The sequence below is a fragment of the Parafannyhessea sp. LCP19S3_B1 genome (genome assembly GCF_052121955.1).
Lineage (GTDB): Bacteria > Actinomycetota > Coriobacteriia > Coriobacteriales > Atopobiaceae > Parafannyhessea.
Map to the genome: position 1 here is coordinate 1 of NZ_JBQKDH010000010.1, position 12,848 is coordinate 12,848.

The 12,848-nt window shown below is 66.6% G+C and carries 9 protein-coding genes; 3 read left to right on the forward strand and 6 right to left on the reverse strand.

What is annotated here, in order from left to right; translation table 11 throughout:
- From ACTQWE_RS06580 to ACTQWE_RS06595, 4 genes are all read right to left on the reverse strand, one after another.
- On the reverse strand, positions 1 to 1,789 hold a 1,789-nt coding region (locus tag ACTQWE_RS06580), incomplete at its 3' end, for a peptidase U32 family protein (RefSeq protein ID WP_441921429.1).
- A gap of 5 nt (positions 1,790 to 1,794) precedes the next feature.
- Positions 1,795 to 3,012 carry a tyrosine--tRNA ligase gene (tyrS, locus tag ACTQWE_RS06585; RefSeq protein ID WP_441855359.1) on the reverse strand — a complete coding sequence of 406 codons (1,218 nt, stop codon included), beginning with the start codon at positions 3,010 to 3,012 and terminating at the stop codon, positions 1,795 to 1,797.
- 122 nt (positions 3,013 to 3,134) lie between these two features.
- The gene (locus ACTQWE_RS06590; RefSeq protein WP_090861381.1) at positions 3,135 to 3,431 is read right to left on the reverse strand and encodes a type II toxin-antitoxin system RelE/ParE family toxin; all 297 of its coding nucleotides are present in this window, start codon (positions 3,429 to 3,431) and stop codon (positions 3,135 to 3,137) included.
- Between the two features lie 2 nt (positions 3,432 to 3,433).
- Positions 3,434 to 3,703 carry a type II toxin-antitoxin system RelB/DinJ family antitoxin gene (locus tag ACTQWE_RS06595; RefSeq protein WP_090861380.1) on the reverse strand — a complete coding sequence of 90 codons (270 nt, stop codon included), beginning with the start codon at positions 3,701 to 3,703 and terminating at the stop codon, positions 3,434 to 3,436.
- Positions 3,704 to 3,919: 216 nt separating this feature from the next.
- On the opposite strand from ACTQWE_RS06595, the gene ACTQWE_RS06600 reads away from it, so the two are divergent.
- Positions 3,920 to 6,094: a transglycosylase domain-containing protein gene (locus ACTQWE_RS06600; RefSeq protein ID WP_441855357.1), complete on the forward strand. Its 2,175-nt coding sequence runs from the start codon at positions 3,920 to 3,922 to the stop codon at positions 6,092 to 6,094.
- A gap of 212 nt (positions 6,095 to 6,306) precedes the next feature.
- Here the strand turns inward: ACTQWE_RS06600 and ACTQWE_RS06605 are convergent, their stop codons facing one another.
- Positions 6,307 to 6,744: an arginine repressor gene (locus ACTQWE_RS06605; protein ID WP_090861378.1), complete on the reverse strand. Its 438-nt coding sequence runs from the start codon at positions 6,742 to 6,744 to the stop codon at positions 6,307 to 6,309.
- A gap of 337 nt (positions 6,745 to 7,081) precedes the next feature.
- Here ACTQWE_RS06605 and ACTQWE_RS06610 point away from each other — a divergent pair, with 337 nt between their 5' ends.
- Positions 7,082 to 8,236 carry a hypothetical protein gene (locus tag ACTQWE_RS06610; RefSeq protein WP_441855355.1) on the forward strand — a complete coding sequence of 385 codons (1,155 nt, stop codon included), beginning with the start codon at positions 7,082 to 7,084 and terminating at the stop codon, positions 8,234 to 8,236.
- A 192-nt stretch (positions 8,237 to 8,428) separates the two neighbouring features.
- Here the strand turns inward: ACTQWE_RS06610 and ACTQWE_RS06615 are convergent, their stop codons facing one another.
- Positions 8,429 to 10,153 carry a phospho-sugar mutase gene (locus tag ACTQWE_RS06615; protein ID WP_441855353.1) on the reverse strand — a complete coding sequence of 575 codons (1,725 nt, stop codon included), beginning with the start codon at positions 10,151 to 10,153 and terminating at the stop codon, positions 8,429 to 8,431.
- 285 nt (positions 10,154 to 10,438) lie between these two features.
- Between ACTQWE_RS06615 and rlmKL the strand changes: the two genes are divergently transcribed.
- Positions 10,439 to 12,808, forward strand: coding sequence for a bifunctional 23S rRNA (guanine(2069)-N(7))-methyltransferase RlmK/23S rRNA (guanine(2445)-N(2))-methyltransferase RlmL (gene rlmKL / locus ACTQWE_RS06620; protein WP_441855351.1), 2,370 nt, complete (start codon positions 10,439 to 10,441; stop codon positions 12,806 to 12,808).
- Positions 12,809 to 12,848 lie beyond the last annotated feature (40 nt).

The window sequence follows — 12,848 nt, forward strand, 5'->3', positions numbered from 1 at the left end:
GCACCAGGGCGCACACCTCGCCGGCAGGCCGCGCGACAGGAGCACCGGCCGCGATGCCCGGGGCCTCCTCGACGAGCGCCTTGCGCACGCGCCCCCGCGCGCGGCGAAGCTCCGCTGCAAGCGCGTTTGCGTCCGGCACGTCCGCAAGGCCCTCCTTGCGCGCCGCGTCGCTCGTGGGCGCAAGTATGGCCTGCTCAAGCAGGTCGCATGCCTGGGCGCGCACCTTGTGCACGGCCGAGAAGCCCATGCCCGCGCCCTCGTCCAGGTCAACGTCAAACGCGACGGGCTCAAACGGGCTCGTGCCCATGCGGCCCACGTGCTCCACAAGGTCCTCGCGCGTCACGGCCCGCGTGCGCGCCGGCTCCACCACGAAGCCCTCCGCCGTCGCGCTCGCGACGCCGGCCGGCAGCGGCACGGCGCACGTCAGCGTCACCGCGAACGGCCGGCCCACCCGCGCGGTCACGGCCACGCGCACGGGAAGACGGCGGCGCTTCTCGCCCGAGGCGGCGCGCGCGGCCTCGTCCATTGCGCGCTCGGAGCGGATCACGCGCACGGGGCAGCCCACTGGCATGGGGCGCGCCGTCTTGCAGCAGATCACGTCGCCGGCGGCGGCGTCAGCCTCCGCGCGGGTCGTCAAAAACTGCGACGGGTCGTCCTGCGGGCGCACCTCCAGAAGGTCGCCGGCGCCCACGGGCGCGTCCAGGCGCACGTCCACCTCCGCCATCGTCACGGTGCGAAAGCGGTCGCGCCCACCACTCCCGCCACCGCGGCGCACCTTCGCGCTGCCAAGGTCGCGCGTCGCCACCACGGTGCCCACCAGCTCGCCGCGGTTGTTCGAGCGGTCGTAGCTCATCATGTCGTTGTCCGAGCGACCGTCCAGGTAGCTGTTCGTGAAGTCGCGGTTGAACGCCCGTGCCAGCGTGCGGCTGCGCGCGGCCTCGTCCGCCTCGGTCACCTCGCGGCCGGCCGCAAGGTCGTCCAGCTGCGCGCGGTACGCGCTGATGACGGAGTACACGTAGTCCGGCGCCTTCATGCGGCCCTCTACCTTGAGCGACCCCAGCCCGGCCGCGGTCAGGCGCGGCAGGTCGTCCAGCGTGCGGAAGTCCTTCGGGCACAGCGGGCGGCCCGCCCCGGGGGCGGAAATCACGTTGCCGTCGCCGTCCACCAGGTCGTACGGCAGACGGCACGGCTGCGCGCACAGCCCGCGGTTCGCGCTGCGCCCGCCGCGAAGCGAGCTCATCATGCACACGCCGGAGTAGCAGAAGCACAGCGCACCGTGGCCAAAGCTCTCCAGCTCCACGCCCTCGCGCGCGATGCGCCCGATCTCCGCCACGGAAAGCTCTCGCGAAAGCGTCACGCGCTCCGCGCCAAGCTCGCCGCACCAGCGCGTCGCGCGCGCGTCGTGCACGTTCGCCTGCGTCGATATGTGGCACTCGATCTGGGGCCACAGGCGCCTCGCCTCCGCAAGCAGTCCCCAGTCCTGGATGATGAACGCGTCCGCGCCCAAGAGCCATGCCTTGCGGAGAAGGGCGAGGGCCCGCGGCATCTCGTCGCCCTTTATCACCACGTTCTGCGTCACGTAGACGCGCACGCCCAAGAGGTGCGCCTCGCGGCACGCCTGCGCAAACGTCTCGTACGTGAAGTTCCCCGCGCCGCGGCGCGCGTTGAAGTCGCTTCCCAGGCCGCAGAAGATCGCGTCCGCGCCCGCGGCAAGCGCGGCCCTAAACGGCTCTGGCCCCCCGGCGGGGGCCAGAAGCTCGGGTACGTCGTGAGTGTCCCTAAACGCCAACGGGACTACACCAGCCTCGCCCAGCGGCGCTTGCCAGATTGCAGCACGCAGCCGGCGTGCAGCAGCTCCGGGTCCACGTTGTAGCACTTGGCGGCAACGGGCTCGCCGTCGATCTTCACGCCGCCGCCGTCGATCAGGCGGCGCCCCTCGCCCGCGGACTTCGCGATGCCCACCTCGGCCAGAAGCTTCGCCAGGTACACCTTGCCGTCCTCGTTCGTCACGGCAAGGCTCACGGGATACTCCGCCACGTCGTCCGGGATCTGGTTCTTCTTGAACGTCGCGTCGAACGCGGTCTGGGCCTCGTCGCCGGCGCCCGCGCCGTGGTACAGGTCCACGATGTTGCGGGCCAGCTGGCGCTTCAGCGCGTACGGGTCCGCCGATCCGTCCGCGTACGCGGCGTCGATCTTGTCGACCTCCGCCACGGGCAGCGTGGAGCACAGGCGGAAGTACATGGGCACCAGCTCGTCCTTGATGGACATGAGCTTGCCAAACATGTCGTTCGCCTCGTCGGTCAGGCCAACGTAGTTGCCGTAGCTCTTCGACATCTTCTTCTGGCCGTCAAGGCCCACCAGAAGCGGCATCGTCAGCGCCACCTGCGGCTCCATGCCCATGTCGCGCATAAGGTCGCGACCGGCCAGCAGGTTGAAGATCTGGTCGTTGCCGCCCATCTCCAGGTCGGCCTCGATCATGACGGAGTCGTACGCCTGCAGCACGGGATAGATGAACTCGTGCAGGGCGATGGACTGGCCGTTGGTGTAGCGGTTGTGGAAGTCCTCGCGCTCCAGGATGCGGGCCACGTTGAACTTGCTCATCAGGCCCAGCATCTTGTCCAGGGTCATCGGCTTGATCCAGTCGCCGTTGTGCACGACCTTCGTGCGCGAGGGGTCCAGGATCTTCATCGCCTGCGCCACGTAAGTCTTTGCGTTAGCCTCCACCTGCTCCTCCGTCAGCGGCGGGCGGGTGCTGTCGCGGCCCGACGGGTCGCCGATGAGCGCGGTGCCGTTGCCGATGATGAGCGTCACGTTGTGCCCCAGGTCCTGGAACTGGCGCATCTTGCGCAGCGGCACGGCGTGTCCCAGGTGCAGGTCCGGGCTCGTGGGGTCCACGCCCAGCTTTATGTTGAGGGGCGTGCCCTTCTCGAGCTTCTTCTTGAGCTCGTCCAGGGGCACCACCTGCATGGTGCCGGAAAGAATTACCTTGAGCTGTTCGTCAACGGATAGCAATTTGGTCCCTCCTAGAGACGACGGCAGCACCCTCGACGATCGGGCGAGAAGAGCCGGCCATCGGTGCTTAGACATATACGGCATAGGATAGCGCAGTCTCACTCGCCGCGCGCAGCTCTTTCTTAGCGGAACAGCTCGTCATGACTCCCCGTGCGCTGCATCAAGGCAATCCCTTCAAACGTCCGCCAAATAAGAAGCCAATCTCCGGCATTGCAGACATGGCACTCACTACTTCCTGACCATCCTCCAGCAAGAGAGTGCATTCTGTGCCTTCTTTTCAGTTCTGCCAATGACTCTGGGGAGTTCTCAATTATGAGTTCAATCACTTCTTCAAGTGGAGCATCGTCGACATGCCTTTTGTCAAGCTTCTTTAGGTCGCGTTTGAAGGTTGGGGTGAACTGTGCTTTGAGACGCGCCATGTCTACGCCCTTGCAGCGTCCAGAAGCGCGCGTGCGCTCCCATAGGACTCACCGGTACCTCCCGCCGCCTCAATCTCATCGGCCTCCCGGATTGAGCGGAGGCTCTCGGCGTTAGGCTCCCTATTGCCAAAGTCGAGGGGGATGCTGTTTGTCCTGGCCATCTGCTTCCAGAATGCGCGGGTGACAGAGGATAGGTCAAGGCCGTAGTATTCGGCCACGGCAGCAGCCGCAGCCTTGTCACGCTCGTCGCAGCGAATTGTCATCGTAGTCATGTTAGACTCCTATTGTACATGCGCTGAATGTATGTTGTAGCACTTATACCACAACCGGGGCGTTCTCATTCGATTGCAAGGAAATCGCGAGCTCGAGGGCCGCCCCCGCTGCCTGTTTGCCTTTTTGTTCTTCTCGCCTAGATTGGGCGCCATGGGAGTTTCTACGTTGACACCCTTATAATCTAAGCGTCTGTACCGATTTCCCGGGAGGGTTATATGAGCATTCGCACTCGCAGGGCTCACAGGCACGCGAGCACCCATGCGGTGGGTTTTGGCGTTGCGGGTTTCTTTGGCTTTCTGGCGCTTCTTGTGCTGGCGCTCTTCATGTCTCTGGGCGGCGTCGTGAGCAACTGGCTCCAGGACCTGCCCGACTACACCTCGGCCAAGGCGTACCTCGTGTCCGAGCCGACGACGGTGTACGCGTCCGACGGCTCCGTAATCGCGGAGTACTACATCCAGAACCGCCGCAGCGTCGATTCGAGCAAGATCTCCGACTACGCCCTGAAGGCGATCGTCGACACGGAGGACGTCCGCTTCTATCAGCACCACGGCGTCGACCCGCAGGGCATCCTGCGCGCGATCGCCGTGCAGCTGGGCGGCGGCTCCGAGGGCGCCTCCACCATCACCCAGCAGCTGGTGAGGAACACGGTCCTCTCGGACGAGCAGTTTGACATGACGCTCAAGCGCAAGGTGCGCGAGGCGTACATCGCCATCCAGATGGAGAAGATGTTCACGAAGAAGCAGATCCTGAACATGTACCTCAACACGATCTACTTCGGCCACAGCGCGTACGGCATAGAGGCCGCCTCCATCACCTACTTCAACAAACACGCGAAGGACCTCACCCTCGCCGAGGCGGCGACGCTGTGCGGACTTCCGCAGTCGCCGTCCGTGTACGACCCCCTGAAGAACCCGACGGCCGCGAAGAAGCGCCGCAACATAGTTCTTAACCGCATGTACGCCGCAGGCGACATCACCAAGAAGCAGTGCGAGGACGCCAAGAAGGAGGAGCTGGTCACGAACCAGGGCACCATGGAGGATGCCGAGGGCAAGTACCCGTACTTCACGGACTACGTCAAGACGCTCCTGCTGAAGGACTTCGACCAGGACACCGTCATGCAGGGCGGGCTGAAGGTCTACACCACCATCGACCCCACCGTGCAGGAGGCGGCGCAGGACAGCGTCCGCAAGAACCTCGACAGCATCGGCAACGACCAGCTGCAGGCGGCGCTCGTGGCGATCGACCCCTCCACGGGCTACATCAAGGCCATGGTCGGCGGCCGCGACTACGAGTCCAACAAGTTCAACCTCGCCACGCAGGCCGAGCGCCAGCCGGGCTCGAGCTTCAAGACGTACACGCTGTGCGCCGCCCTGAACGCCGGCATGAACCCGCAGATATACATCAACTGCAACTCCCCGCTGCAGGCCTCCCCCACCTGGAAGGTCAACAACTTCGGCCACACGAGCTATGGCACCATCACCCTCGCGAAGGCGTTCGCGCTGTCCTCCAACACGGGCTTCGTGCAGGTGATCCAGGCGGTCGGCGCGGACAAGGTCTCGCAGATGGCCACGGACATGGGCATCGACGTTGACATCCCGGCGTACGACTCCATCACGCTCGGCACCATCGGCATCCCCGTGATCCAGATGGCGGAGGGCTACTCCACGATCGCCTCCGGCGGCTACCACCGCGACTCCGTGGCCATCACCAAGATCGAGGACCGCAACGGCAACGTGGTGTACAAGCACAAGGACAAGCCGAAGCAGGTGTTCTCCACCGCCGTGGCCGACGCGGCCATCGACGTGATGAAGGGCGTCACCCAGGCGGGCGGCACCGCGAGCGTCATCAGCCAGACCCTCAAGGTCGACCAGCCGGTCGCCGGCAAGACCGGCACGACCGAGAACGCGCGCGACCTGTGGTACTGCGGCATCACCCCACAGCTCTCCGTCGCGGTCTGGTGCGGCTACACCACCGAGGGCACCGTCATGGTGCACGGCGCATCCGGCCACCCGTACAACACGACGGTCCCCATCTACGTCGACTTCATCAACTCCGCGCTGTCCGGCGTGGCGAGGGCGGAGTTCCCGAAGGCGGACGGCACCGCCACGTACAAGCCAAACAGCTCGTGGAAGTTCACGGCGACGAAGTACGTGTCCGAGGAGACGAACCGCTACCGCAGCTACACGAACACCCAGACCGAAAACACGAACGGCTACACCGACACCACTAACACGACCACGACGAACTCGACCCAGAACTACGGCACGAACACCACCGGCACCACGACGGGCACGACCACGCAGGAGACCGGGGCAGGCGCAGGTGCCGCGGGCACGGGCGGAACGGAGGCTCCGGCCGGCGGCGAGGCCGCAGGCGACGGGACGCGCTAGCGCGGGCCCAGCCATAGCCGGCTCGACCGGCACCAGGTTGCACGCAAGGGCCAGTCGCCACCACGGCGACTGGCCCTTCTCCCTTGGGCACGGCGCGCGTGGCGTGCATGCGAAGGTGGGTGCGGTTGTGAGCGGCGACAAAAAGCGCCCGGGCGAGAAGCACAGGCTCCCCGCCCGGGCGTCACACGTTGGACGCGGCATGTGCGGCGGCGCTACTTCTTTGCGTCGCGCAGCTTGTTGACGAGGTTCACGAGGTCCATCGCGGCCTCGTCGCTTCCGGAGACCACGAGCACGGTGTCGTTGCCGGCGACGGAGCCCTTGACCTCGGGCAGCGACGCCGCGTCGACGGCGGCCGCCACGCCGGGGGCCGTGCCCGGCTGCGACTTGATCACGACGAGGTTGTCGGCGCGGTCGACGCTCATCACGAACTCGGAAACCATGCGCTGGAGGTGGAGGTCCTCCGCCAAGACGTAGATGCCCTCGCTGAGCTTACGCAGGCCCATGTCCGCGATGTCACGCGAGACGGTAGCCTGCGTGCAGTTGAAGCCGATGGCCTGAAGCTCGTCAACAAGGGCGCGCTGCGTCCTGATGGACTTGCCACGGACGATGTCCCTGATGGCGTCCTGCCTGTTGTTGCGTCTCTTTACCATGTGCCGGCCTCCGTAGTGTCAACTCGCATAAATGAGGCTGAATTTGAACGGCCCATTTTGCGCTCTTCTGCATCAAGTTAAAATACTAGTAGAACCCTGTCAACTATCATGTATAAAATCGCACGCATCTCGCAAATACAAGCTTAACATGCGGATTAGCGCGCCATGCCGACCCCGCGTGTGGTTCCGCGAACGGCAACCGTCTACGGCGCCGGCGCGCCCTGCCACCCCCATTCCCCATTTTTGGGCATCCGAAGCAAGGTATGTGCAATATGATGAGTCATAGTCTGCGTGTTGTATGCGGATTGACGAAAGTATGCATCTGGAAGGGTTCGCCATGCCATATAGCTACAACGATCGCCCCAGGGGCTCTGGTTCGGGACAGTCACGCTCCTCGCAGGGCCGCCCCTCCGGCAATCGGCGCCAAGGTACCGCGCACGTGCGCGACGCGCAGCGCCGCGAGAGCAGGACCCCCTACCGCAGCAACAGGAACTACCGCACCATCAGCGGCCACGACGCCGGCCTGAACGTGCACAACAACTCGCGCATCGGCTTCGACCGCAGCAACTTCAGGGGCTCGCGGCGGCGCGGCGGCCTGCTCACCCGGCTCGGCCTGAGCAACAGGGGCCTCGCGGTGCTGCTGGCAGGCCTCGTCCTTCTCATCCTGCTGATCTTCGGCATCAGCAGCTGCGTCACGAGCTGCAACAGCTCCGGCAAGCAGACGAAGTCCGCGCAGAAGGAGGTCAACTCCTACGACGCCAGGGTCGCGGCCGGCGTGTCCGAGTCGCTCACGAAGCAGTTCACTCCCGTGCTCGACCAGAACAAGAAGCTCTCCTGGATCGCAGCGCACGCGGACGAGTATGCGGACGCGCGCCTGTGCGAGCTGGCGCTTCGCGAGGACGACGCCATCGACTTCGTGGCCGGCTTCCCGAAGGCGAAGTCGACGGCGAAGAAGTACGGCGACGGCAACGAGAAGGGCTCGTACCCGCTGCTGTACGACTGGGACACCCGCTGGGGCTACGTGAAGTACGCGGACGGCGTGATGGGCGTGACGGGCTCCGGCCCGACGTCGCTCTCCATGGCGTACATGGGGCTCACGGGAAAGACGGACCAGACGCCGAACGCACTTGCGGAGCTCTCCACGGAGGGCAAGTACGCCGACGAGGCCTCCGGCACGAAGAAGGAGTTCTTCACGAAGGTGGGCGCCAAGGTCGGCCTGACCGTGAAGGAGTACACGCCTTCCGCGGACAACCTGTCGATCGTCCTTTCGAACGGCGTCGCGATCGTGCAGCTGAACGCGAACTTCACGACCCCGTACGCGCACTGGGCGCTTGTGATCAAGACGAACGACGACGGGTCCGTCACCATGTACGACCCGGACAGCACCTCCGCGAGCGGCCACACGTGGGCTGCGGGGACCATCGCGAAGAACGCCTCTACGCTGCTGAGCGTGACCGCCGCCTCTACCTCGGACGACTCGTCGTCCCGGTAGCGCCGGGGATACCAAGCAAGGGAGCCTTCCAAGAAGGGCGACGTTGTCGGGCGGCAGCGTCGCCCTTCTCGTCCACGTGACGCACGGTACGCACGACGTCTTGTTGTCTAGGCCAAGCTACATCGCAGGCGAGAAAAGCCCCGCCCGGAATTCCGAGCGGGGCACTGTGGTGCAGGATAGGCCGTCGGTCCGCTACGCCAGGATCTTCTTGGAGGCCTCGTCAAGCTTGGCGCGGATGGCCTCGGCGTCTGCGCGCGTCGCGCCCTTTGCGAACAGGTACGCCTTGACCTTGGGCTCGGTGCCGGACGGACGGAAGATGACCTTGTTGTCGCCCTCGAGGCGGTACTCGATCACGTTCGCGGCGGGCAGGTGCTGCGGAGCCTCCTTCTGCAGGCCAGAGACGCGCGGCATCTCGGGGCCAGTCGCGAAGTCGGTCATGCCGACGACCTTGTAGCCCGCGATCTCGGTCAGCGGGTTCTCGCGCAGGCTGGTCATGATCTCGGCCATGCGCTTGGCGCCGGCCTCGCCCGGGAACTGCGCGTTCACCGTGCCGTTGAGGTAGTAGCCATACTTCTTGTACAGCTCCTCCATGGCCTCGTACAGGTCCATGCCGCGCTCGGCGTAGTACGCGGCCATCTCGACGCACATCTCGACGGCGACGATGGCGTCCTTGTCGCGGGCGTGCGTGCCGACGAGGTAGCCGTAGGACTCCTCGAAGCCCATGAGGAAGCGGTCCTCCTCGCCCTCGTCCTTCAGCTGGTCGATCTGGTCGCCGATGTACTTGAAGCCAGTGAGCACGCGGCGCATCTCGAAGCCGTGGTCACGCGCAAGCGCGTCGGGCATGACGGAGGAGACGATCGTGGAGACGGCGACCTTCGTCTTCGGGTCCTCGCCGCGCTGCTCGGCCATCTTGACGAGCCAGTCCATCAGCAGGACGCCCATCTCGTTTCCGGAGAGAAGGACGTACTCGCCGTTGTGGGGAATCGCCGTGCCCATGCGGTCCGCATCCGGGTCCGTGGCGACGACGAGGTTCGGCTTCACCTTGTCGGCGAGGTCGAGGGCCAGCTGCAGCGCCTCGCGGAACTCGGGGTTCGGGTACTTGCACGTCGGGAAGTTGCCGTCCGGGTCCTTCTGCTCGGGAACCACCTCGACGTCGTTCACGCCGATCTCCTTCAGGATGCGGGTCACGCACTCCATGCCGGTGCCGTTGAGCGGCGTGTACACGACCTTGTAGCCCTCCGGAGCCTTGAAGCCGGGGACGGAGACCTTCTTGACGGCCTCGATGAACGCATCGAGGACCTCTTCCGGCGTCCACTCGATGAGGCCCTTCTGCAGGCCCTCCTCGAAGTCCATCATCTTGGCGCCGCCAAAGACCGGCGTCTTCTCGATGGACGCGGAGATCTCGTCCGCGGCCTCGTTCGCGATCTGGCCGCCGTTGTCGTTGTAGACCTTATAGCCGTTGTACTGCGCGGGGTTGTGCGAGGCCGTGAGGACGATGCCCGCGGAGGTGTGCAGGTAGCGGACGGCGAACGAAAGCGTGGGGACCGGCTCGATGCGCGGATAGACGTACACGTGGATGCCGTTGGCGGCAAGGACGCCCGCCGCGACCCTCTGGAAGTCCTCGCCCTTCAGGCGCGAGTCGCGCGCAAGCGCGATGGAGGGGTTCTCGTAGTGGGCGTTCAAGTAGTCGGCCACGCCCTGCGTCGCCTGCGCGACGACGTAGACGTTCATGCGATTCGTGCCGACACCGAGCGTGCCGCGAAGGCCAGCCGTGCCGAAGGCGAGGTCGCGATAGAAGGCGTCGTTCAGCGCTTCCTCGTCGCCCGAGGAGATGAGCTCGTCAAGCTCTGCCTTGAGGTCTGGCTCCGTGACGTTTTCCTTCCAAAGCTGAACCCTGGACTCGGTTTCCTTATCCATGAGAGATCTCCTCGCTCTTCTCGCTCGGGAGGGCACAGTGCCCACCCGATTCCTACACATTCCTAAGAAGATGATAACCGTATCCACGGCCGCGTTTCCGGACGAGCGACAAACGCGCCCTCAGCGGCGGACGGCGGTCGCGGCGCGGTCGGGCCCACGCGCGGAGGGACGCTCCAACGCGCCAGACGTGTGTCGAGTTGCTGGTGGCCGCGTTTTACGCCCGCGGCGACGCCGAGCACGCATACCATTTCTAGTACTTCCGACCACGGGCGAAAGGTGTCCCGCATGACCGAATCACGCATTGTTCCGGAGGGTGCCGCAGGCGCCCTCGAGTTCTTCGCAACGTGCCCCAAGGGCTTCGAGCCCCTCCTGGCAGACGAGCTAGCCTCCCTTGGCGCCAGGCACGTGCGCGCGCTCAGAGGCCAGGTTGGCTTTGGCTCCGCGCTCGAGGACGCGTACCGCGCCTGCCTGTGGTCGCGCCTCGCCTCGCGCGTGGTGCTCGTGCTCGACCGCATCGGCGCCGCGGACTCCGACTCGCTGTACCAGGGCATGGCGGAGCTTCCGTGGGAGGACCACGTGCCGGCGGGTGCTACGGTCGCCGTCGAGGCGCACGGCACGAACGCCCAGCTCCGTAACACGCAGTTCGTGGCAGTACGCGCGAAGGACGCGATCGTGGACAGGATTGCCGCCCGCCGGGGAGCGCGCCCCATGGTGGACGTCGAGCACCCGGACGTCTCCGTCGTGGTGAGGGTCTCGCGCGAGCGCGCGACCGTCGGCATCGACCTCACGGGCACCCCGCTCTTCAGGCGCGGCTACGAGGCCGCCCGCTCGGACCGCACCCCCATAGCTCCGCTTCGCCCGGACTACGCCGCGGCGCTTCTGGCCGCCGGCGGATGGTTCCGCTCCGTGCGGCACGACTCCCCCGCGCTGGCCTGTGTCTTCAGCGGCGCCGGCAGCGTCGTGGTCGAGGCGGCCTCCCAGGCGCTCGACCGCGCCCCGGGGCTTTTGCGCACGCGTTGGGGCTTTGCGGGCTGGGGCGGCCACGACGCCGACGCGTGGGACGCCGTCCTCGCACAGGCGCGCCAGCGGGCAGAGGCCGCCCGCGACAGGAAGCCCCTCCTCGTGGCCACGGACACCCGCCCCGGCGCCGAGGCCTCTGCCAGGCGCGCCCTCAGGGCGGCCGGTATGGACGTAGACCTGACGTTCTGCGCGGCGGAAGACGTATCCGCGGCGCTCGCCGGTCACACGGACGCGCTCGCGGTGGAGGACCTCTCGTGGGTCTCGCCGGACGAGGTCGCCACGCAGGCCGCCGCGCTCGCGAAGTGCGCGGCCGCGGCCCAGGGGCTGCCGGCGGAGGCCACCGTGGTCACGCTCTCGCGCGACGGCGCCATAGACGCGGCCCTTGGCGCCGAGCCCGCCGAGAAGGTCGAGGTCATCGTTGGCCAGAGCGACGCGGCCATCAGCCGCTTTGCGGCCGCGGCCCTGCCGGCCGAACGCGAGTGCGTCGAGGTCACGGTCCCGGGCGGCAGGCAGGTCAGGGTGCCCGTGCTCGTGGGCGCAAGCGAGCAGTTCGCCCGCCGCCTCGCGAAGGTCGCCCGGCTCCGCCGCAAGTGGGCGCAGCGCGAGGACGTCAGCTGCTACCGCGTGTACGATTCCGACCTGCCGGACTACGCCGTCAGCATCGACCTGTGGGAGGGCTCGGAGCTCGTGCCAAGCAGGCGCGGGCGCGGCCGCTGGCTGCAGGTGTACGAGTACGCCGCCCCCAGGTCCGTCGACCCCACGCTCGCGCGCAGGCGCCTGCTGGACGTGCTGGCCATAGCCCCCCTCGTGCTGGGCGTCGCGCCGCAGGACGTGTTCGTGCGCGTGCGCACCCACGGCAAGGGCGGCTCGCAGTACGCGGACGAGGTCGCGGCCCCGCGCCGTGACACGCACGGCGATGCCCGCGGCAGGGGTGCCGCCGGGCGCAGGGGCGCCGCCGCGAGGGAGGGATTCGTTCCTCTCCCCCGTGGGGCCCACCTGGTTGACGAGGGCGGCCTCACGTTCGAGGTCAACTTTGGCATGCGCCTGGACTGCGGGCTCTTCCTGGACCACCGCAACGCCCGCTCGCTCGTGCGCGAGATGATGAAGCGCACTCAGGGGTCGAAGCGCTTCCTGAACCTGTTCGCCTACACCGGCACCGCCACGTGCTACGCGGCGGACGGCGGCGCCAAGCACACCACCACGGTGGACATGAGCCGGCCGTCCTTGGACTGGGCACGGCGCAACATGGAGCGCAACGGCTTCGTCAGCACGTCGCGTCCGCCTGAGCACGAGTACGTGCAGGCGGACGTCATCGCGTGGGTGCAGGAGCAGCGCCACACCAAGAACCGCTGGGACCTCGTGTTCTGCGACGTGCCCACGTTCTCCAACTCCTCGCGCATGCGCGGCTCGTGGGACGTCCAGCGCGATCACGCGGAGCTCATCATCGGCGTGTCGCGCCTGCTCACCAGGAACGGCTCGGCCATCTTCAGCTGCAACCTGCGCGGCTTCAAGCCGGACGTGCAGAAGCTCGCGCGCGCCGGCGTCACGCTGGAGGACGTCACGGCCGAGTCCATCCCAGAGGACTTCTCGCGCAACGCGAAGGTGCACCACTGCTACATCGTGAGGCGCGCGTAGCGCACGCAAAAAAGGCGCGGTCGCCATCGTGACGACCGCG